At 34.4% G+C, this 19,674-nt stretch carries 24 protein-coding genes; all 24 read right to left on the bottom strand.

The genetic code is table 11. From position 1 onward, the window contains the following. Window positions 1-3: 3 nt before the first annotated feature. Entirely contained in the window at window positions 4-1,344 is a 1,341-nt protein-coding gene (flgK, locus tag KF816_01705) for a flagellar hook-associated protein FlgK (protein MBX3006720.1), read from the bottom strand. Window position 1,345: 1 nt separating this feature from the next. Further along, the gene (gene flgN, locus KF816_01700) at window positions 1,346-1,798 is read right to left on the bottom strand and encodes a flagellar export chaperone FlgN (protein ID MBX3006719.1); all 453 of its coding nucleotides are present in this window, start codon (window positions 1,796-1,798) and stop codon (window positions 1,346-1,348) included. Beyond that, window positions 1,795-2,616 (bottom strand): transglycosylase SLT domain-containing protein, encoded by an 822-nt coding sequence (locus KF816_01695; GenBank protein MBX3006718.1) that lies wholly within the window; start codon window positions 2,614-2,616, stop codon window positions 1,795-1,797. Before KF816_01695 ends, flgN begins: the two co-directional genes overlap by 4 nt. A 1-nt stretch (window position 2,617) precedes the next feature. Continuing rightward, window positions 2,618-3,715, bottom strand: coding sequence for a flagellar basal body P-ring protein FlgI (locus tag KF816_01690; protein MBX3006717.1), 1,098 nt, complete (start codon window positions 3,713-3,715; stop codon window positions 2,618-2,620). A gap of 8 nt (window positions 3,716-3,723) precedes the next feature. Next, the gene (locus tag KF816_01685; protein ID MBX3006716.1) at window positions 3,724-4,296 is read right to left on the bottom strand and encodes a flagellar basal body L-ring protein FlgH; all 573 of its coding nucleotides are present in this window, start codon (window positions 4,294-4,296) and stop codon (window positions 3,724-3,726) included. Window positions 4,297-4,299: 3 nt separating this feature from the next. Further along, window positions 4,300-4,947 (bottom strand): flagella basal body P-ring formation protein FlgA, encoded by a 648-nt coding sequence (locus KF816_01680; GenBank protein MBX3006715.1) that lies wholly within the window; start codon window positions 4,945-4,947, stop codon window positions 4,300-4,302. 4 nt (window positions 4,948-4,951) lie between these two features. After that, window positions 4,952-5,749 carry a flagellar basal-body rod protein FlgG gene (gene flgG, locus KF816_01675; protein ID MBX3006714.1) on the bottom strand — a complete coding sequence of 266 codons (798 nt, stop codon included), beginning with the start codon at window positions 5,747-5,749 and terminating at the stop codon, window positions 4,952-4,954. A gap of 11 nt (window positions 5,750-5,760) precedes the next feature. Beyond that, the gene (locus tag KF816_01670; protein ID MBX3006713.1) at window positions 5,761-6,471 is read right to left on the bottom strand and encodes a flagellar hook basal-body protein; all 711 of its coding nucleotides are present in this window, start codon (window positions 6,469-6,471) and stop codon (window positions 5,761-5,763) included. Between the two features lie 9 nt (window positions 6,472-6,480). Then, entirely contained in the window at window positions 6,481-7,059 is a 579-nt protein-coding gene (locus KF816_01665) for a hypothetical protein (GenBank protein ID MBX3006712.1), read from the bottom strand. Continuing rightward, on the bottom strand, window positions 7,056-8,366 hold the full coding sequence (locus tag KF816_01660; GenBank protein MBX3006711.1) for a hypothetical protein: 1,311 nt from the start codon (window positions 8,364-8,366) through the stop codon (window positions 7,056-7,058). The genes KF816_01665 and KF816_01660 overlap by 4 nt, the downstream gene beginning before the upstream one ends. After that, window positions 8,363-9,244, bottom strand: coding sequence for an HDOD domain-containing protein (locus KF816_01655; protein MBX3006710.1), 882 nt, complete (start codon window positions 9,242-9,244; stop codon window positions 8,363-8,365). Before KF816_01655 ends, KF816_01660 begins: the two co-directional genes overlap by 4 nt. 6 nt (window positions 9,245-9,250) lie before the next feature. Then, window positions 9,251-10,123 carry an HDOD domain-containing protein gene (locus KF816_01650; GenBank protein ID MBX3006709.1) on the bottom strand — a complete coding sequence of 291 codons (873 nt, stop codon included), beginning with the start codon at window positions 10,121-10,123 and terminating at the stop codon, window positions 9,251-9,253. Further along, window positions 10,116-10,748, bottom strand: a complete 633-nt coding sequence (locus KF816_01645) for a sigma-70 family RNA polymerase sigma factor (GenBank protein ID MBX3006708.1) — start codon at window positions 10,746-10,748, stop codon at window positions 10,116-10,118. The genes KF816_01650 and KF816_01645 overlap by 8 nt, the downstream gene beginning before the upstream one ends. Window positions 10,749-10,879: 131 nt before the next feature. Beyond that, window positions 10,880-11,038, bottom strand: a complete 159-nt coding sequence (locus KF816_01640; GenBank protein ID MBX3006707.1) for a hypothetical protein — start codon at window positions 11,036-11,038, stop codon at window positions 10,880-10,882. A gap of 41 nt (window positions 11,039-11,079) precedes the next feature. Then, window positions 11,080-11,928: an AAA family ATPase gene (locus tag KF816_01635; protein ID MBX3006706.1), complete on the bottom strand. Its 849-nt coding sequence runs from the start codon at window positions 11,926-11,928 to the stop codon at window positions 11,080-11,082. Then, a complete protein-coding gene (gene flhF / locus KF816_01630) occupies window positions 11,925-13,040 on the bottom strand; it encodes a flagellar biosynthesis protein FlhF (protein ID MBX3006705.1) in 1,116 nt (371 codons plus the stop codon). The genes KF816_01635 and flhF overlap by 4 nt, the downstream gene beginning before the upstream one ends. Then, window positions 13,030-15,027, bottom strand: coding sequence for a flagellar biosynthesis protein FlhA (gene flhA, locus KF816_01625; protein MBX3006704.1), 1,998 nt, complete (start codon window positions 15,025-15,027; stop codon window positions 13,030-13,032). Before flhA ends, flhF begins: the two co-directional genes overlap by 11 nt. 54 nt (window positions 15,028-15,081) lie before the next feature. Continuing rightward, entirely contained in the window at window positions 15,082-16,167 is a 1,086-nt protein-coding gene (gene flhB / locus KF816_01620) for a flagellar biosynthesis protein FlhB (GenBank protein MBX3006703.1), read from the bottom strand. Between the two features lies 1 nt (window position 16,168). After that, window positions 16,169-16,948: a flagellar biosynthetic protein FliR gene (gene fliR / locus KF816_01615; protein MBX3006702.1), complete on the bottom strand. Its 780-nt coding sequence runs from the start codon at window positions 16,946-16,948 to the stop codon at window positions 16,169-16,171. Beyond that, complete coding sequence (gene fliQ, locus KF816_01610; GenBank protein MBX3006701.1) at window positions 16,945-17,211, bottom strand: flagellar biosynthesis protein FliQ; 267 nt, start codon at window positions 17,209-17,211, stop codon at window positions 16,945-16,947. The genes fliR and fliQ overlap by 4 nt, the downstream gene beginning before the upstream one ends. Beyond that, window positions 17,208-17,969, bottom strand: a complete 762-nt coding sequence (gene fliP / locus KF816_01605; GenBank protein ID MBX3006700.1) for a flagellar type III secretion system pore protein FliP — start codon at window positions 17,967-17,969, stop codon at window positions 17,208-17,210. The genes fliQ and fliP overlap by 4 nt, the downstream gene beginning before the upstream one ends. Further along, a complete protein-coding gene (locus KF816_01600) occupies window positions 17,966-18,304 on the bottom strand; it encodes a flagellar biosynthetic protein FliO (protein ID MBX3006699.1) in 339 nt (112 codons plus the stop codon). Before KF816_01600 ends, fliP begins: the two co-directional genes overlap by 4 nt. Continuing rightward, complete coding sequence (gene fliN, locus KF816_01595; GenBank protein MBX3006698.1) at window positions 18,304-18,678, bottom strand: flagellar motor switch protein FliN; 375 nt, start codon at window positions 18,676-18,678, stop codon at window positions 18,304-18,306. Before fliN ends, KF816_01600 begins: the two co-directional genes overlap by 1 nt. Before the next feature lie 12 nt (window positions 18,679-18,690). Then, window positions 18,691-19,674: a flagellar motor switch protein FliM gene (fliM, locus tag KF816_01590; protein MBX3006697.1), complete on the bottom strand. Its 984-nt coding sequence runs from the start codon at window positions 19,672-19,674 to the stop codon at window positions 18,691-18,693.

Below are 19,674 nucleotides of genomic sequence, written 5' to 3'. Positions count from 1 at the left end.
AACCTACACCATATTTAATATTGTTTGTAGCATATCATCGGCAACTTTAACTAATCGGGCGGCCGCGTCATAACTTCTTTGATATTTTAATACATTAGTCATTTCTTCATCAAGTGAAACACCCGATACTGAGGCACGCTGGTTCTGCAACTGTTGAAGAATTAATTCATTCGAATCAACTCTATCATCGTTAGAAATCCGCTCAGTGCCGAGTGAATTTAAAATATTAGTATATTCATCAATAATAAGTGAACCATTAAATACCGATTCATCTTCCGCAATGCGATAAATCTGATTAGCAATTTTTGCATTGCCTGTGTTTCCTGTAACATCGGCGGCAGCTAATTTAACAGGATCTGTTACATTTAGCATTAATTTGCCATCAGATGACATTTCAAAAAACTTCGTACCCAATGAACCATCGAGCGCAAAACCCTGCTCATGATAATGATTCACGCGTTCGGTAAGTGTAGTAATTAGAGTATTAAATTTATTTTTGTATTCGCCAATATTTTTTGAATGTAATTCCAGCAATGCGCCAATTTCACCGCTGTTTACTACTGCTTTTGATCCTCTGTCATTTTCAATACTAATTTTAAGTTCGCCTTCAGTAACCTCAAGCACAAATTGATTATTATATACTTGATCCGCAGCTAAAAGGCCGCCAACATTTACTGTAACTGCTCCTTGCTCTGTTGGACTAACCGTAACATTAGCAAGCTTTGCTACTTTTTGTATTATTGCATCACGCTGATCTTTTAACTCGCCAGCGTTTACCCCTCTCGATTCTGTATCAAATATTTTTTGATTAAGTGATCTTAATTCAACCACATGCGTATTTAACTGCGATACTTTAATTCTCGCATCATTTATTATTTGTGATTGAACATCCTCAATACCCGATTTTATATCATTGTATCTTTCTGCCAGCCGTTTTGCCTTTTGGAGTACATTTGATCTCATTTGGATTGATGTGGGATTAACTGTTAATTCCTGCCACGAATTAAAAAACTGTGCTAGGTAATTTGACAATCCCATTTCGGATGGTTCGGATAAAATAGTTTCAATTCTTCCGAGCATTTCCGATTTTTTTTCGGAGCTCGATAATGCCGATTGATATTTCCTAATTTGAGCATCAACCATATCATCTCTAACTCTTTGTATGTCACTTATTTTTACGCCAATACCAATGCCATTCAAAGAAATATCCGATCCAATATTCACTTTTTGTCTGGAATATTCGGCATTACCTGCATTTGAAATATTGTTTGATGTTACTTCAATAGCTCGTTGATATGTCGATAATGTACGAGATGATATGTCGAATAATCTGCCGAGACTCATTTTAAACTCTCTTATTTACAAATGCTTGATTTCGCGGACCTACAACCAGCATTAAAGTATCTTTTATGATGTTTCTTGATAATTCTATTACAGCTTTTAATTGGGCATTTAGTTTTGAGATATCATGCAATTTAAGTTTGATTGACTCTCTAATTCTTTGAATAGTTTTATAATCTTCGCCTATAAACTCTTTACCTTTTAAAAGAAGTTCATCAAGAGAGCTGTTGTTCAAGTTCATCCCATTAGAGTTGGAAATTTCGGTAATCATTTTAATTCTACGAACTTCCTCTTCTTGAACAGTTTTGAGAATTTTTTGCTCGTTGGCAATTGCTTTTTCCAGATCATCATATTTTCCCTCAATAATTGCCCTTTTCTGAGTATCGAGAGCGTCAATTAAATTGGAAAGATTCTCATCCTGCACTAATAATGCGTTCACCAGTTCTTTATTTTTCATAAACTCTTCTCTCTAAAATGATCTAAATAACTAAGTACTTTATTTATATAATTCTTCGTCTCGTCAAAAGGAGGAACACCATTATATTTATCAACATTTCCGGGACCCGCGTTGTAAGCGGCCAACGCAAGTTTAATATCTCCACCATATTGTCGAAGCATTTGGGCAAAATATTTAGTGCCCCCATTAATATTTTCTTGAGGATTGAATGAATTTCTCACTCCCATATCACTTGCTGTTCCATCCATCAACTGCATTAAACCTTTAGCTTTTGCGCTAGAAACGGCCTTACTATTTGCCGCAGATTCAGTCATAATTATTGATTTAATGAGTGTAGAGTCAATTCCAAATTGTTTTGCCGCTTCCTGAATATGATCTTCATATTTATTTAATCTTTCGAGGGCACTGCTGCTTGGCTTAATATTATTAATAGTATCCGGTTTATCATTTTTTATTGGAAGAGGCGAAATTCTATCTGTCATTTTAAATCTCAATTCTGAAGGCATGGTTTCGCCGGTAATTTTCTTATAGAGCATCTCGGCAATTCCTAAACTTTTAGTATCGCTCATATATGTAGAAATTTTTTCTTCAAATATGGTATCAAACATATCGTTGCCGTATCCCTCTTCGCTGCTACCAAATAGTCCGCCAGATGCTTGATTCATGCTTTTAATCATCATCTGAGTAAGCATGCTTTCAAACTGTTTAGCGGCGTTGGCTACTTTTTCTTTTCTTTTGCTATCAAACCTTGAATCTGATTCAAGTGCTTTGGTTTGATGCTTTAGCTCGTTCGATATTTTAAGATTTAGCTCGTTCATTTTACATTATAATTAATTCTGCTATTAATGCTCCAGCTTCTTTCAGTGCTTGAAATATTGCAATTATATCTCTGGGAGCTACTTTTAGTGAATTAAGAGCCGAAGCTACTTCTTGAACATTACTTGCTCCCTGTATAGCTACGGTTTTTGATGAATCTTGTTCAATAGTTGGAACTTGATTATTGAATATTGCAGTCCTTCCTTGCGAAAATGAATTTGGCTGAGAAATAATCGGAAATGATCTAATTGATATATTTAATCCGCCATGAGTAATTGTTACTGGCTGTATTCGAACCGTACTTCCCGATACTACTGTTCCGGTTCTTTCATTCAACACAACTTTTGCAACTTCATCAACTACAACGGTTAAATTTTCAATCTCGGAAAAGAAACCGATAAGATTATTCTGTCTATCTTGTGGAATAGTAACTCTAACCTCTGCACCATCCATAGATTTTGCCACATCAGCGCCGAAAGTCTGATTAATTTGAGTAGAAATATTTTGAGCGGTAGTATAATCGGGTTCTTTTAAGAAGACAGAAAATTCATCAACAATATCAAGTCCCAAATTCAGCGATTCTTTTAATGTACCTCCCCTTGGAACTCTGCCGGCAAGAGTATGATTACGTGAAATTCTACTTCCTGATGAAGTGCTAATATCATATCCGCCAACCGAAATTGCGCCTTGTGCAAATCCATAAACTTTTCCCGTCATAGTAGAAAGTGGAGTCATCAATAGTGTTCCACCTTGAAGACTAGTAGCATCACCAAGAGATGAAACCGTTACATCAAACTCAGCACCTACTTTTAAACTTGAGTTCAATGATGTTGTAACTATAACAGCGGCAACGTTTTTAGTTTTAAGATCAAATTGAGGAATAGTAATACCAAATCGGTTCAACATGCTTGTTACAGATTGAACTGTAAACGAGGATCTATAGCTATCACCTGTACCTGCTAAACCAACAACCAATCCATAACCAATAACTTGTTCTGTATTTTTACCGCTTATATAGGCAACGTCTTTGATTCTCTGTCCGCTAATTATTGAGCTGATAAACAGCGCAATTATTACAAATGTATTTCTCATGTTTTTCATAATTATACCTAAAATAGCCAATGAAACAATTTTGTTAACCAGCCCGGTTTTTGTGCGTTATCAATTAATCCGCTTCCTTCAAATGAAATATCCGCATCAGTAATGCTGTGTGAATAAACTGTATTATCTGTTCTTATATCTGAAGTTCTAATTACCCCACTTATTTTCACTATCTGATCTTCCCCGTTAATTGTGATCTTTTTACTTCCTCTAATTCTCAAATTACCATTAGCTAAAACTGTATCAACAACTGCGCTAATTTTTGTGCGAATGCTTCCTGTTGTTTGTGTTGAACCTTTCCCCGAAAAGTCATTACCACTATTGATATCAAAATCTACATTTGGCAATGTTGTTTTATCGATTGCGCCCGACATTCCAAACCCAGCCTCACTTTTTCTTCCTGCAGAAGTTGCTGAGTTATTAGATGCGTGAGTAGATTCCAGTACAATTATTGTAACGGCATCCCCCGGCATGGCGGCTTTATTGTCAGAAAAAAGTGAAAACGCTGCGTTCTGTCTCATGGATTGAGCGTTTATTATAAATGGTAGAATTAATGCTATTATTAATATTCTTGTTTTCATTTTTTACTCAACTAAACTTAAATTGAATTGGTCAATTACTTTCGCTTTATACATTTTATTACCATTAACAACGGTTATTATTTCTCCTGTAACTCCATCTTTGCGAGTTATAACCTCAAGCGATACATTCACGCCATTTGAACCTGTATGAAGAATTGCTTTTTCCCCTTTTTGAATTATTGGGATCAGTTCTAGATGTTCTTCAAGTAGTACCACTCCTGCTTTAAGATTATGTTTTATTCTATACTCAGTGTAATCTTTATTTAAACTAATTGGCGTTCCATTTAAATTAGTTATTTCAGCTACTTCACTCGTGAGACTGCCTGAGTTAATTATATCGTTTCTTCTTATTGGATTTATAGTCTTAGCAATTTTCTTATAGAGCTTAACTTTAATTGTAACAATTGATTTTGAAGTATTATTATCTTCATGGGTTATTTTAACCGGAAGCAATAAAATTCCTTTGTTAATTTTGAATTGTTCTCCATCCTCAATTTCCAACTTTTTATAGGATCTTGGGGCATGAGCGATTTCAAATTCATATTTGCTATAACCGGATAATTTCTTATCCAGATAATTCTTAACATCTTTTTCAAATCCATTTCCGGAGGAGATAAGAAATAAACACAATATGTTAATTAGCAAAGTCATTCTATTATCGTTTTAGGTTATTTGCCATCGTCATCATTTCTTCAACAGTTTTAACTGTCTTAGAATTAATTTCATATGCTCGTTGAGCGCCAATCATCGCAACCATTTCCTCAACTATATCAACATTTGAAGCTTCAAGATAACCTTGATGAATTTCACCGAAGCCAAGAGATGAAGGTGCACCGAGTATTGGCTGACCTGAAGCGGCAGTTTCACCATATAAATTATCGCCAAGAGCCATCAATCCACCCGGATTTATAAATTTTGCCAGTTCTATATTTCCTAATGGAACACGATTGCCATTTAAATCAATTCCATCAATAGAACCATCTTTATTAACCGAAAGCGTAGTCATATCAGAATTAAGTGATATTCCCGGTTCAAGAATATACCCGCCAGTAGTTACTACTTTACCATCCGCGCTCAATTTAAACGCGCCATCGCGGGTGTAAACAAAAGTACCATCCGTTTTCCTCAACTGAAAAAAACCATCTCCTTGAATTGCAAAATCAAGCTGATTATTAGTAGCAGAAATATCCCCCTGTATAAATAATTTTGTTGATGCCGCCGGTTTAACACCATTTCCAATCTGAATTTTATGAGTTGTGGTGTCTTCCACTCCCGGTGTTGAAGCTGTCAATGGATTAACGTGTACTTCCTGGTACATTAAATCCTGAAACTCAGCTTTGTTCTTTTTAAATCCGGTTGTATTGATGTTTGCAATATTATTCGAGATTACTTCAATGTTTATTTGTTGAGCGTGCATTCCTGATGATGCTGTTCTAAGTGCTCTTGTTGACATAGCTACCTCTCTTAAATTTTACCGATGCTAATTGCATCTTCCAATGAACGATCGAGCGCGGCAATTATTTTCTGCGCCGATTCATAATTTTTACTTACTTGAATCATTTCTTCCATTTCGATTATCGGGTTTGTGTTTGCTTGCTCTAAAAATCCTTGCGAAACACCATACTCATTTTCCGGCACTTCAATAAAACCACTGCTGCCCGGTAAAAAATTTGCACCACCAGATCTTTCCATTGCACTTTCATCTTCAACTTTTACAATCAATAATTTATCGTATAATTTTTCATCAACCTTTAATTCGCCATTTTTATCAATTGTAATTGTGTTCATATTTTGCAGCATCGAATCTTGAAGAGAAATCTCTCCCCCTTTTCCCATTACAGATCTTCCATTCTTATCAACTAAGAAACCTTCGTCAGATATCTTAAATTTTCCATCACGGGTAAGTTCAAGTTCACCATTATCATTTTTAACGACAAAAAATCCTTTACCGGAAATTGCGAGATCCATAGGATTATTAGTATGAATTATTTCGCCTTGAACCATACTTGTAAGTTTTCTGATTTCAATTTCGCCATATTCATTTACCATTTCAGAAAAAGGAATTTCTCTCTTATATCCAACTGTACTAAGGTTAGCAAGATTATTAGAAACAACATCAATATTTTGAGTACGCTGATGTAAACTTCTTCCCGCTGTATAAATTCCTTTAATCATATCGTCCTCTTAAATTTTTCCAACTTCAAAAAACTTTAATCTGGCGGCAAGTTGTACTTCTCCCTTTGAGATGCTCAACTCTTTCGCAATTTTATTTATCGACTTAATAGAATTTTCTCTAATTCTTCCTTTAAGTTTTTTCCGGGTAGTTTGAAGTTTTGGATTTGCAACTGATACAACTTTTTCTTCGCGCAATGCGCTAATTTTCTTTTTAAGAGCTCTTTTGGTTCTTCTCTTAAATGAAAGCATTACCCTTCTGCCAATAACAAAAAAGATTATAAGGCTGCTAAATGATATAAATAGTATATATTGAATCGGGATATTAACCAGCAACTCAATTAGTTTATTTGATGGCTCCGCCTTTACAGTTACAATTTCAACTACCTCTTCTTCAACTTTAGGGGTTACCGATGCTGAATGACTGTTAAATTCACTTTTTAATCTTGCAATTTCAATTTGCTTATTAACCATATCACTTATGGAAATGGTATCCTGCTTAGCCGCAACTGTTGTATCAATCAGCATATCTTGTGCATAAATACTTTTGGCCAATAACAACACGATTACGATGCTTAAAATTTGTTTCATAAGTTTAATTTCCTTTTTAATGGAAATACTAAATGTATTATCGTTCCCTTAAGCGGAAGTGAATTAAACTCTGCCGAACCTTCATTCTTCTTCATTAATTCTTTTATAATTTTTACGGTAACATTCGATTCAAATTTCTTTGGATCATTCAATACCGGAATCTGTTCAGTTGTAAAGAAAGAGAGAACCACTTTTTCTTTTATATATTTTGTTTGAATTACAACAGCGCCGCCGCTTTTTGCGCCGCTCTTGATTATTGAAAATACACCGGCAAATAATTGTTTTATGTCATTAGGATCACTTAGTACCGGGGGAATATTCTCCTCAAGGTCAAGATCGCAGTCTATACCTAAATTCTGCATTGTGGAGTTAACAACCATGTTAAATTCTTTTACAATTTTATTGAGATCGCATGATTGATTCTGTTTATCAGATGGCTTATTTAAACTTATATACTTACCAAGACGATTAGTTAATTCACTAACTTTTTTAACCTGCTCTTTTATTTTAGAAGTAATTTCCTTCTCAACCGATTCTTCACTTTCCATTATGTCAACGTAGCTAAGTATTACCTGAAGAGGTTCAAGAATGTTTTCTAGAATACCTTCAGTCATTTCACCTAGTGCGTAAATATCTGAATCGTTATTAATCTTGGATTGATAAACCTGTACTTCTTGATAGAGCTTATTAATGGTTTTTTTGTTTTTAAGATTCATAATTACCGGGCTTGTTATTCCAAGTAATATTTGAATAGCCTGATATTCCAACGAGTTTTCAGAAATCTTGCTGATAGGAGTAGCAATTGAAAGCAATCCATAGTTTGCTTTCTGATCTAATAATGGAAATAATATTTGATTTAGTTTTGTGTTTGAATTTATTGGTGCGTTAAAATCGGTTAATATAGTTGCCTTCTTTGTTTCAAAAATCCAATCAAGAATTCCATTCTTAAAAGCTTTTACCACTGCTGAGTGGTGAACAGGATTAATTTGATTATTCAGAGGAACAATATTTTGACTTCCCTCTGTTAGGAAAAATATTTCAACTTCCTTTGCCATTATTATGTTTTTCAGGAAATCTTGAAAAACCAAATTAATTTCAACTAGGTTTGAGGCAGCTAATATTTTGCTTTGGTATGCTGCTAATTTTTGAGTGAAGAAGGAATAACGCTCAATCAAATTTGCATTGCCGCGGTGGCTTTCAAAATTTATTAGTTTAAGCTCACCTTTCGTTTCAGAACTTTTTGTAAAATACTGAAGCGATTTATGGAATGATTCATATTCCGCAGTATTGTTTTTTATTAGTCTCATACTAAATACTTTAATGATTCCATTTGTGCTTGAATTGGTTCTTTATAGCCTTCAATAAATTTGCTTAATTCGCTTAAGTCTTTGAAATGAAGTGTAGTAAAGATTTGTTCGTTCAGGTCAATTGTATTGTCGAAAGCAAGTTCTCCCATTTGGAGTTTCTGCGTCATATAGTCGGCCAAATGAACCACTGAAGTTAAAACCGGCGAGTTGGTTGATAATACCGGATTGTGATGATATCTAACAATACCGCAAATTAAATCTGGTATATTCCAGTTTTTGAGAAGCATCTCGCCAATAGCCTGATGATCCATTCCTAATATTTGTGTTTCGGCTTCAAGTAGATTGAGTCCATTCTTATTTAGTTCAGTAATACTTACAAAATCGGTATGCATAAAACGGTGGATGACTGAAATACCAAGATCGTGCAATAAACCGGCAATAAATGCTTCGCCGCTTTTTTCAAGACCAAGATCCATAGCAATTTTTTTCGAGATTGTAGCGGTTAAGTATGAATGCATCCAGAATTTTTTCTGATCGAGATATTGATCACTCTTGTTCTTCATCGATTCCATTAAAGATAACGCGGAAACAATATTTCTAATCTCATCAAAACCAAGTATCATTATCGCAAATTCTATTGAAGATACTCGTTTTGTTAAACCATAAAATGGGGAGTTTGCGATTGTTAAAAGTTTTAAAACAACGCTTTGATCTTTCGTAATGGCTTTTGCCAGCACATGTGGACTAGTATTGATATCGTTTAGTAACTGCAGCACTTCAGATAAGATTTTTGGAATAGGAGAAAGTGTATTAACCTTCTTTAAAATTAATTCTGTTCTTTCTCTTCTCTGCGATAAATCAATTGTTACTGTTTCCATTTTGTCCTACACATTTAATGATTCTAAATGACTTTTAAATAATTCCTCATACCCGTTAACAAACTTTTCAAAATACTCGGGGGATCCGAGTCCAAGAATTTGAATTACACTTTCATCCAATTCAAAATTGCTGTCCCATTCAAATGCGCCAATCTGAAATTTTTGAGTCATATAATCTGCCAGATGAATTATTGCCGCTAAAATTTTTCCTTTTTCAGCTAATGCAGGTTTATGATGATACAACACCGCTTCAATTATGTATGGAGGGAAATTCCATTTCTCTAACAAATATTCAGAAATATCCTGATGAGTAAATCCTAATGAATCAAATTCAGCTTGTAAATAGTTTTTATTTTCAACATCAACATTTTTCAAAATAGTATTAAAATCTTTGTTCATAAAACGTTGTAAAACAACAAGACCCAAATCATGAAGCAATCCGGCGGTAAAAACCTCACCCGATTTCGGATAACGCAAATCATCGGCTAATCTTTTTGCCGCTGTCGCCGTTAAAAGTGAGTGTGTCCAGTAAGACATATGATTCCAATTTGGAGAATTGCCACCTTTAAATGCTTCAACCAAGGAAAGAGCAACTAAAATATTTTTTATGTGCTCAAATCCGATTATCACTACCGCAAATTCAATTGTGGATACTCTTCTTGGCAGTCCGTACAAAGGTGAATTTGCAACAGATAAAATTTTTGTTACAATTCCCTGATCTTGAGATATTACCTTGCAAAGATCGTTTGCGCTGGTTTTTTCATTATCGAGCAATTGAGAAACTTCTGTGATAATATGAGGCACCGAAGGAAGATTACCAATAGTAGATAAATGATTTTTTATTTTTTCCTTTGATTCAGAAATTTTAGTATCAAGCATTGTAATCTGCTAACCTTAATTTTAATGAGTTTAGAGTTCTTGAATGTATTTGCGAAACACGTGATACAGTTATGTTTAACACCTGTGCAATTTCTTTATAGTTTAATTCTTCGTAGTAATACAAACTAAGTATTGTTCTTTCTCTTTCTGCCAACCCCTTAATTAAATCGAGAAGCTTATTCTTCATATCCTTCTTCTCCAAAACGGTATCAGGTTTGTCGTTTCCGCTTGGTATCATTTCATGAAGCTGCATTCCTTCATCTTCACTTACCGAATGATTTAGCGAAAGATTGGAGTATGTGTAGGTTGGAGAAGAATCGTTATCGGATGAAATTTCATATTTGGTATTGTATTTACGAAGTTCATCATAAATTTTACCGCGGATTCTTTGAATAGCATATGTTTCGAATTTTGTGCCATAATCGGGATCGAAACGATCTATTGCTTCGCTTAAGCCCTCAATTCCAAATTGAAAATAATCGCGGCGGTCTAAAACACCGGCTTGGTTCAAATTTGTTTTGTGAATCACATAATGAACCAGATTGACATATGTTAGAACTATCTGTTTTTTCAATTCTGGAGTTGGATTTTGTTTGTAGGTCGACCAAAGTATTGCGTTACTCATTGTCCTTGTTTCCTGCCAAGTTATTTGAATAATCGCTTAGTTTGTTGTACGAGTTCTTGTTTATAGCCTTTATTAATCCGATAACCAAAACACTAAGCATTGTTGTTAAAAGAACAAAAATGACAAATGAATTAAGAAGTACTTTTTCTACCGCCAAGCCGACCTGGGTAAAGTAGATGATCGAGAAGAAGAATGCTAGAAGTCCGGTTTGCAATACTATTTTGTTCATTTCCCTTTTTCGCTTTTATAGTAATAATTGCAAAGGTTATACCAATGGCATTTATAACCAAATTCTATCAAAATGCTAAAAAAATGTAGGTTTTTGAGGTTTTTACTTCGAGATTGAATTAGTTGAATGGTTATTATTAGCCATCTGGGCGAATTTAATTAATCGGTCAGCACATCCGGATATTTGGGCTATTTGAACTGAATTCTCATTTAATGAAGCGAGCAATTCCTGGTTTATTATTGATTGGTGTACTTCCCTTCCGAATGAGATATCACCTAAAAATTCAATCTCCTCATTGAGAAAATGTTTTGCGGCAACGGCAAGATTATGGAATGCGTCATTTGCGTCACTTTCGTTCATTGTCTTATTTACAACCGCAAGTTTATATCCTGAATATCCGTTTTCCTTAAGCAACTTAATTACAACATAAGCATCCATAACCGCCGTGGGTTCGGGAGAGAGCAGTACAATATTAATGTTTGAATTTAAGAGTTGTTTTACTGTAAAATCATTAGCTCCCGCAGAAGAATCAATAATAATAAAATCATATTTATTCGAAATTCTGTTGAGCATTGTGAAAAAATAATCGAGCAAATTTTCACTCATTTTTGGAATTTCATTACCGCCCGAAGCCCCAAAAATTAAATCGAGATTTTCATTGTAACTAACAATCAATTCTTCTAATGAATCTGTTTGGCTGAAAAAACAAGAAATATTCTTTTTAACCGTATGATTCAACAAAATATTGATATTTGAAAAATTCAGATCGAAATCAATCAATAATACTTTCTTACCTTTTTGAGAAAGCAGATAAGCCAAATTAGCCGCAAAGAATGATTTACCAGTACCCCCTTTTCCGGAACATACCGATACAATTTTGTTGCCGGAATCCTTAGACTGACTTTTGTCCAGTTTTAGCAATTCCACTAAACGTGCGGCTTGATTGTTCATTTGTAAAGTTTTCCGGTGAAAACCATATTAGCTAAAAATTGTGAGTTAACCGAAATTATATCATCTGGAATTACTTGTCCGTTAGTTAAAAACATTACCGGTTTATTATGAGTAACTGCAACATTCATAATGTTTCCATAGGCTACGGCTTCATCAATTTTCGAAAAGATTATCGAATTATAATTGAGAGATTTGAACTTTTCAGCAACATCATTCAATGTTCTTGTTGAACTTGTTGAGTTCATTACAAGAATTGTTTCATCAACCTGAGCGGCATCCAAATATTTTTTAATCTCGTCCAAATTGTCTTTTGCTTTTTGACTTCTGCCTATCGTATCAATGAAAATCAGATTCTTATTTTTGAATTTCTTGATGAGCTTGGGAATATCTGCTGGTTCGTATGCAACAGCCATTTCAATATCGCTTATTTCGGAGAAAATCCGGAGTTGATCAATTGCGCCAAGCCGGTATGTATCAATTGAAATTAATCCCACATTAAGTTTATGGATCAATTTTGAAATAATTGCGAGCTTTGCGATACATGTTGTTTTGCCAACACCGGTTGGTCCAACGAGCGCTATTTTATTTGTTTTTTGTTTCGTTACCTTAAAATTTGTAGTTGGTATCATAGAAGCCATTGAAGAAAGGAGGAAATTTTCGAGATTAATATCTTCAGTAAATTGTGAGGATTCAGTTAAGTGAGTCGTAATCTTATTAACTATATTTTTCTGAACTTCTCTCATTACTAATGTTTCGGAAATTTCAGCAATCTCTTTTTGGTATTTCGATTTTATTTCCTTTGAAGAGGAAGCTTTAGCACTATCTACTTCCGGTTTATCTTCCTTCGATTTTTTAGAGTAGATTTTATTTGCCAACGCTTCTATTTCGGTAGCAAAATCAAGATCAGCTTTCGATTCAGCTTTCTTGCTAACTTTCTTTTTTTCTGCACTCTCCTCCATTCCGGCGGTGATTTCATATACTTTTCGCATTCCAAATCTTTTATCACCTTCGAGAACTCTTGTACCAAGAATAATCGCTTCAATCCCGAGTTCATCTTTCATTTGTTGTGTGGCTTCTTTTAAAGTTGGGGCAATAAATTTTTTAATTTGCATATGAAACCTCTACCTTTCCAATAAATTCAAGTTCAATATTTGATGGTAATTCTGTGTATGATAAAACAGCCAATTCCGGGAAGCTGCTGTTAATCAATCTGTAAAAATATGGACGAATTGTTGCCGCGGTAATAATAATTGGCGGATATCCCATACTAATAAATTTTTGAATTGTTTCTTTAAGCTGATTGTTTAACTCACGCAAAACTGTCGGACTCAAACCTAATGTAACAACGCTATCTTTTTGAGCCTGCAGTGAGCGGGTTATGGCCGATTCTAGTTCTTCGCTTAATGCGGCAGCGTGTATTAGTCCATTACTATCTTTATATAGATTAGCTATTGTATCGCCAATTGTATGCCTAACATATTCTGTGAGAACGTCAATATTTTTTGTTGTTTTGGAATAATCGATAAGCGCTTCAAGAATTTGAACAAAATCTTTTATTGGAATACTCTCCTTAAGCAAATTTTGAAGTACTTTTTGAATAGTACCTAAATTTAGAGTTTCGGGATTCACCTCTTCAACAACGGCTGGATAGTCTTTTTTAATATTTTCTAACAACTGCTTTACTTCTTGTCTTGAAAGTATTTTATCAAAATTGCGTTTTAATACTTCTTGAAGATGAGTAGACATAACGGAGATACAATCCACAACCGTATATCCCAACAGTTCCGCTCTATCTTTTTCTTCAGCTTTAACCCAGTAACTTTGAAGTCCAAATGCGGGATCTGTTGTTACAGAACCATTGAGCTGTTCATCAATATGTCCTGGATTCATGGCTAAAAAATTATCGGGATAAATTTCGTAATTGGCTACAATATTACCTTTTATCTTAACAATATATTCATTTGGTGGTAGCTGCAGATTATCTCTAACTCTAACAGGAGGAATAAGAATACCAAATTCCAGCGCAATAAGTTTTCGTGTTGATGAAATTTTTTGAAACAAATTTCCACCCTGTCTTTCATCGACTAAACTAATCAACCCATACCCAATTTCAATTTCTATTGGGTCCACTTGTAAATATTGTTCAACTTTATCTTCTTTAACTTCGGGAAGTGTTGATTCATCAACAATTGTTTCTGCGGCTTTTAGTTTTTTCTTTTTTGACATCATATATGATGATGTTCCTAACGCAATACTTAGTATAACGAATGGAATTGTTGGCATACCTGGAATAAATCCAAAAAGAAGCGCGGAGCCGGAAACAGTACCTAATACTCTGGGATTTGAAAATAATTGTGTTTTCATCTGGAGATCAAGTGCAGATCCGGATGAACTTCTTGTTACTACTAGTCCCGCGGCAGTTGCAATAATTAAAGCCGGAATTTGAGAAACCAACCCATCACCGATAGTTAATATAGTATAAGATTGTATTGCATCTGTAAATGGCATTCCTCTTTGAGCCACACCAATAATAAAACCGCCAATAATATTAACGCCATTTATAATTAAACCAGCAATTGCATCTCCCTTAACAAACTTACTGGCACCGTCCATCGCCCCATAAAATTCTGCTTCGCGGGAAATATCATCTCTTCTTTTTCTTGCATCTGCTTCACTAATTAGACCTGTATTTAAATCTGCATCAATAGCCATTTGTTTTCCGGGCATTGCGTCAAGTGTAAATCTTGCCGCAACTTCGGAGATTCTACCAGAACCTTTGATAATTACTATAAATTGAATAACCACTAAGATGACGAATATAATTACACCAACAACATAATTTCCGCCAACAACAAATGAGCCGAACGACTCAATTACAGCTCCGGCATAACCATCAATTAAAATTAATCTAGTTGAACTAATATTTAAGCCAAGTCTAAATAAGGTTGTAACTAATAGTAACCCGGGAAAAACCGAAATGTCCAGTGGTGATTTTATGTATAGTGAAACGATAAGAACTAAAATTGAAAGTGTAATATTTATCGCAAGTAAAAAGTCGAGCATTGGTGCCGGGAGTGGAATGAGCAATAGCCCCAGCATTAAAATTAAGCCGAAAGCTAAAACTATATCTGAATTATTATTGAGACCCTTCACTTAAACAATACTCCTCTTCTTTTTGAGTCGTTTCATCTGGAATATATATGCTAATATTTTTGCGACAGCCTGGAACAATTTTGCAGGTATTTCATCTCCAACATCGCATGTTTTATACAAAGCTCTTGCCAGTTCCCTATCCTCAAACAATGGTACATTATGCTCAACACCAATTGCCTTAATTCTTTGTGCAAGTTCATCAACTCCTTTTGCAACAACTTTAGGCGCACGGTTTTTAGTTGTATCATACTTTAAAGCGATAGCAAAGTGAGTAGGGTTTGTAATTATAACATCGGCGGTAGGAATTTCCTTCATCATTCTCTGTTTTGAAGCTTTGAACATTACACTTCTCTGTCTTCCTTTAACCTGAGGATCCCCTTCCTGCTGTTTAGTTTCCTCTTTTACTTCCTGCTTGCTCATCATCATATCTTTATTAAACTTTTTTCTTTGAAAGATATAATCTACCGCAGCAATTACTGTAAAAAATAAAACTATTTTCCAGATTAGGGAGAATGCCGAATCCAACATGAAGGCTACTATTTCCTCTAAAGAAAGCTCAACAAGTTTTGTAGTATTATCAACAAGATCGCTAATAATGTAGTAGCTGAATGTTCCAACGAGAATAAGCTTAACTACCGATTTTGCTAATTCCACAACCGATTTTGAAGAAAAGAACATTCTCTTGAGAGATGAGACAACATTAAATTTATCCAATTTGGGCTTTAGCGCTTGCCCCGCAAACTTGAAAGAAAACTGAGATAGATTACTTACAAAGGCAAATACAACAACCGCCGCAATAACAGGTGATGTAACTAAAAAAAAGAAGATTGCCCATTTAATAAAATAACCCTGAAGCAGAGAGGCATTCATATGAAATGTATCTAATTTTCCAAATACTTCAACAGAAAATATTCTGAACTGCTCACCAATAAAACCGCGTGTTAAGTATATAAGTATTAATCCACTCCCAAAAGCGGCTAATGAGTTTATCTCTGTACTTTTAGAAACCTGTCCTTTATCCCTCGCATCCGAAAGCTTTTTCGAGGTCGGTTGTTCGGTTTTTTCCTGTCCTTCTTGTCCTGCCATCTCAAACACTCATAGCGTTAATAATTTCTGTTAATTTATCCTGATATCCTTGAAGAAGAATCTTTATCATATACATATAAATTGGTATCAACGAAACCATAAGAAGAAGACCAACACCAATTTTTAATGGTTGTGTAATAAAAAAGACTTGAATATTGGGGATTACTCTTGCGATAATACCCTCTGCAATATGAATTAAAAAAAATGAAACAAGAATTGGAGAAGCTATTTTTATCGCGATAGTAAATACAGAGAAGGAATATTTTATCAATAAATCTATTAAGGGTTGTGTTATTGCATACTTTCCTATCGGTACAACAGAAAAGGAAGCAACCACTCCTTGAATCAAATAATGATGACCATTAATTAAAATAAAAATCATTATTGCGCCATAATACACTACATCACCCATAATATTACCGGAGGTTTCTTCAAATGGATTTAATACTTCGGCAAACATCAATCCCATGTTAAAACCTATAAAGTGTCCCGCATAAGAGATTGCCATAAAAACAAAATTGAGCATAAAACCCATTATGTAGCCTGTAATAATTTCTTTAATTACATTAAATGCGATTGAGTAAAGATTTGCATCCAGCACCAAGTTTGTTTTGTTTATGGTTAAAAATGTAATGTATGCTATTACCATCGCTAAAAAGATTTTGCCGAGAGGGGGAATTGATGTGTTTGAAAATACTGGAGCGGCTACAAACATAGAGAGCACGCGGATAAACACATATAGAACAATTAAAAAATCGGCAATTACAATCTCTTCCATCAGGATATGTTTTGATACATTGTTAACATTTTAATGGTAAAGGATACAAGCTTATCTACAATCCAGGGCAGTAATAAAATGACAACCGCTGCAGTAGCTATCAGTTTCGGGACAAAAGTAAGAGTCATTTCCTGAATAGAAGTTGCTGCCTGAAATATTGAAATAAAGATTCCTATCACAAGCGCTACTCCTAATATTGGGAGTAATATTAAAAAGGTTGTGAAAAAGAATTCCTTTAAAACCTCAATAACTAATTCGGGGGTCATTGAAAACTCCTTACTAATGAGCCCACTATTAAATTCCATCCGTCAACAAGAATAAATAATAATATTTTAAATGGAAGCGAAATCATCATTGGGGGCATCATCATCATGCCCATCGACATGAGAATGCTTGATATAATTAAATCAACCATTATAAAGGGGATAAACATAAAAAAGCCCATTATAAATCCGGCTCTAAGTTCACTCAGCACAAATGCCGGGATCAAAACATAAGAAGGAACTTCATTTCTATTTGAGGGTTTTTCCAGTTTCGCCATTCCCAGAAACAATTCTAAATCTTCTTCTCTGGTATTTTTAAACATAAACTCACGTATTGGTTCAATTCCCTGATCATAAGCCTGTTGAACCGTAATTTTATTATCCATCAGTGGTTTAAGAGCATTTTCATTTACCTGATTCCAGGTGGGGGCCATTATAAAAAATGTAATGAAGAGCGCTACTCCAGCCAGGAGTTGCGAGGGCGGCACTTGTTGTGTACCCAGTGCGCTCTTCAAAAAATGAAATACAATAATAATTCTTAAGTAAGATGTTGTCATTATCACTATTGATGGGGCAAGTGAGAGTACAGTCATCAATAGTAAAATTTGCAAAGTTACCGAAACATCCTGCCCATTTTGTGCGGCTCCAATATTCAAATCAATTTTAGGAATCGGAATAGTCTGTGCGGATACTTGACTGTGAGAAGCGCCAATAATAAGGAGTAATGCTAAAATTGAAATGAAAAAAATTTTCCTATTCATCTCATTCCCATATTTTGCTTTAGAATATCGATGAATCCGGATTTTGCATCTTCAACTATAAAATCATCATCCAGTGAATCATAATCTATTTCTTTTAATAAAGTAATATTACTTTCACTTATTCCTAACACCAGTACTTTATCTTGCAGTTTAACAAACGAGATATATTTTTTGGGCATCAGTAAATGATTATAAATTACATCTACATTAAGCGCCTTCGACTTTTTGCTGTTCAGTTTATAGGAATATTTTTTCACAAAATATAATACTCCGCCTAACAGAACAATTATAACCACGAGGGGAAGTAATGATTGTATTATGTCGAAAATTGACATTAGAATAATTCCTTCATTCTATTTTGAGGATCGACCAAACTGGTAATTCTTATACCAAAATGTTTATCTATAACAACCACTTCACCTTCTGCAATTTTTTTATTATTTACGAATACATCAACAGGTTCGCTCGCCATTTTATCCAGTTCAATTACATATCCTCTTTCAAGCTCAAGAATATCTTTTATCTGCATCTGAGTTCTGCCTAATTCTATATAAATATTCATAGGCAAATCTTTTAAGAAATGCATTTTATCATCTGCGCCGCCGGTTCTTCTTCCGGAATCATCAAATTCCTCAAATTGAGCTAGAGAACTGCTTAATATGCTGCTTGTTTGTTCTCCGGTATCCTGTGTTAAATCGTTATCTGCCATGTTAATCCCTTGTTATACTTGCGTTTGACTTACAATTTTTTTTGTGACTTTAATTGCTTTATGATTATTTGAAACACCCAATCTCCCTGTAAATAATATTTTATTTCCGGTTCTAATCTTTTGATCATCACTAAGTTTTGTTTCAAGACGAATTATATCCCCCTCTTCCAATTCCATAATTTCTTTAACAGAAAGTTTTGTGGTTCCTAACTCAACATTAATTGGTAATAGTGTTTTCGTTAAATGATGTGTAATTACTTCTCGGGCGGATTGACCATAATATTTCATTGCCCGGATTGTAGATAGTTTTTGTGTTGATAGTTTAGCGAGGATATTATCAAACGCGAAAGTCGCAAAACAGATATTCATCAAAAACGATTGCTCGCCGATCAGTATTTCAAATGAAATTAATAGAACCGATTCACTTTGAGATGTTATCTGAGCAAAATCTATGTCCGGCTCAAATCTTTCAACTTCAAACTCAAAATTATCAACTGTCTGCCATGATTTTTTAAGATCAAGCATAATTCTTTCAACAACAACATGAAGAACCTTCTGTTCAATTGGCGTAATTACTTTAGTCTGCTTTGTACCAAGTCCGTTACCGCCCAAAAGTTTATCAACAAAGGAAAGAGCTAAATCATTGTTGAGCTCTAAAATTCCCTTTACATCGGTATTCTGAATTTCAAAAGTGAATAAACATGCCGGATTAGCTACCGAAAGAACATATTCGGAATAATAAATTTGATCAACAGAAGTAACACTGATGTTAACCACGGTTTGAAGTTTTGTAACTAAAAATGAGGAGAAGCTTTCAGCGAAGTTTTCGAAAATGCTTCTTAAAATTCTTAATTGATTTTTTGAAATTCTATTGGGAAGTCTAAAATCAAAAAGAATTGCTTCTTTATCATTTGAAATTTCTTGCTGCTGATCAACTCCACTCTTAATATTATTAAGTAGCTGATCAATCTCCTGTTGTGATAATATCTCTGGCAT

This window comes from Melioribacteraceae bacterium, from assembly GCA_019638015.1.
Taxonomy (GTDB): domain Bacteria; phylum Bacteroidota; class Ignavibacteria; order Ignavibacteriales; family Melioribacteraceae; genus JAHBUP01.
This window is presented reverse-complemented; position numbering and strand designations above follow the sequence as displayed.

What these genes read in the sequence shown, in the direction of transcription:
- flgK (MBX3006720.1), bottom strand. Translation starts at nt 1,344, where the DNA reads ATGAGTCTCGGCAGATTATTCGACATATCATCTCGTACATTATCGACA.
- flgN (MBX3006719.1), bottom strand. Translation starts at nt 1,798, where the DNA reads ATGAAAAATAAAGAACTGGTGAACGCATTATTAGTGCAGGATGAGAAT.
- KF816_01695 (MBX3006718.1), bottom strand. Translation starts at nt 2,616, where the DNA reads ATGAACGAGCTAAATCTTAAAATATCGAACGAGCTAAAGCATCAAACC.
- KF816_01690 (MBX3006717.1), bottom strand. Translation starts at nt 3,715, where the DNA reads ATGAAAAACATGAGAAATACATTTGTAATAATTGCGCTGTTTATCAGC.
- KF816_01685 (MBX3006716.1), bottom strand. Translation starts at nt 4,296, where the DNA reads ATGAAAACAAGAATATTAATAATAGCATTAATTCTACCATTTATAATA.
- KF816_01680 (MBX3006715.1), bottom strand. Translation starts at nt 4,947, where the DNA reads ATGACTTTGCTAATTAACATATTGTGTTTATTTCTTATCTCCTCCGGA.
- flgG (MBX3006714.1), bottom strand. Translation starts at nt 5,749, where the DNA reads ATGTCAACAAGAGCACTTAGAACAGCATCATCAGGAATGCACGCTCAA.
- KF816_01670 (MBX3006713.1), bottom strand. Translation starts at nt 6,471, where the DNA reads ATGATTAAAGGAATTTATACAGCGGGAAGAAGTTTACATCAGCGTACT.
- KF816_01665 (MBX3006712.1), bottom strand. Translation starts at nt 7,059, where the DNA reads ATGAAACAAATTTTAAGCATCGTAATCGTGTTGTTATTGGCCAAAAGT.
- KF816_01660 (MBX3006711.1), bottom strand. Translation starts at nt 8,366, where the DNA reads ATGAGACTAATAAAAAACAATACTGCGGAATATGAATCATTCCATAAA.
- KF816_01655 (MBX3006710.1), bottom strand. Translation starts at nt 9,244, where the DNA reads ATGGAAACAGTAACAATTGATTTATCGCAGAGAAGAGAAAGAACAGAA.
- KF816_01650 (MBX3006709.1), bottom strand. Translation starts at nt 10,123, where the DNA reads ATGCTTGATACTAAAATTTCTGAATCAAAGGAAAAAATAAAAAATCAT.
- KF816_01645 (MBX3006708.1), bottom strand. Translation starts at nt 10,748, where the DNA reads ATGAGTAACGCAATACTTTGGTCGACCTACAAACAAAATCCAACTCCA.
- KF816_01635 (MBX3006706.1), bottom strand. Translation starts at nt 11,928, where the DNA reads ATGAACAATCAAGCCGCACGTTTAGTGGAATTGCTAAAACTGGACAAA.
- flhF (MBX3006705.1), bottom strand. Translation starts at nt 13,040, where the DNA reads ATGCAAATTAAAAAATTTATTGCCCCAACTTTAAAAGAAGCCACACAA.
- flhA (MBX3006704.1), bottom strand. Translation starts at nt 15,027, where the DNA reads ATGCTGGGGCTATTGCTCATTCCACTCCCGGCACCAATGCTCGACTTT.
- flhB (MBX3006703.1), bottom strand. Translation starts at nt 16,167, where the DNA reads ATGGCAGGACAAGAAGGACAGGAAAAAACCGAACAACCGACCTCGAAA.
- fliQ (MBX3006701.1), bottom strand. Translation starts at nt 17,211, where the DNA reads ATGACCCCCGAATTAGTTATTGAGGTTTTAAAGGAATTCTTTTTCACA.
- fliP (MBX3006700.1), bottom strand. Translation starts at nt 17,969, where the DNA reads ATGAATAGGAAAATTTTTTTCATTTCAATTTTAGCATTACTCCTTATT.
- KF816_01600 (MBX3006699.1), bottom strand. Translation starts at nt 18,304, where the DNA reads ATGTCAATTTTCGACATAATACAATCATTACTTCCCCTCGTGGTTATA.
- fliN (MBX3006698.1), bottom strand. Translation starts at nt 18,678, where the DNA reads ATGGCAGATAACGATTTAACACAGGATACCGGAGAACAAACAAGCAGC.
- fliM (MBX3006697.1), bottom strand. Translation starts at nt 19,674, where the DNA reads ATGCCAGAGATATTATCACAACAGGAGATTGATCAGCTACTTAATAAT.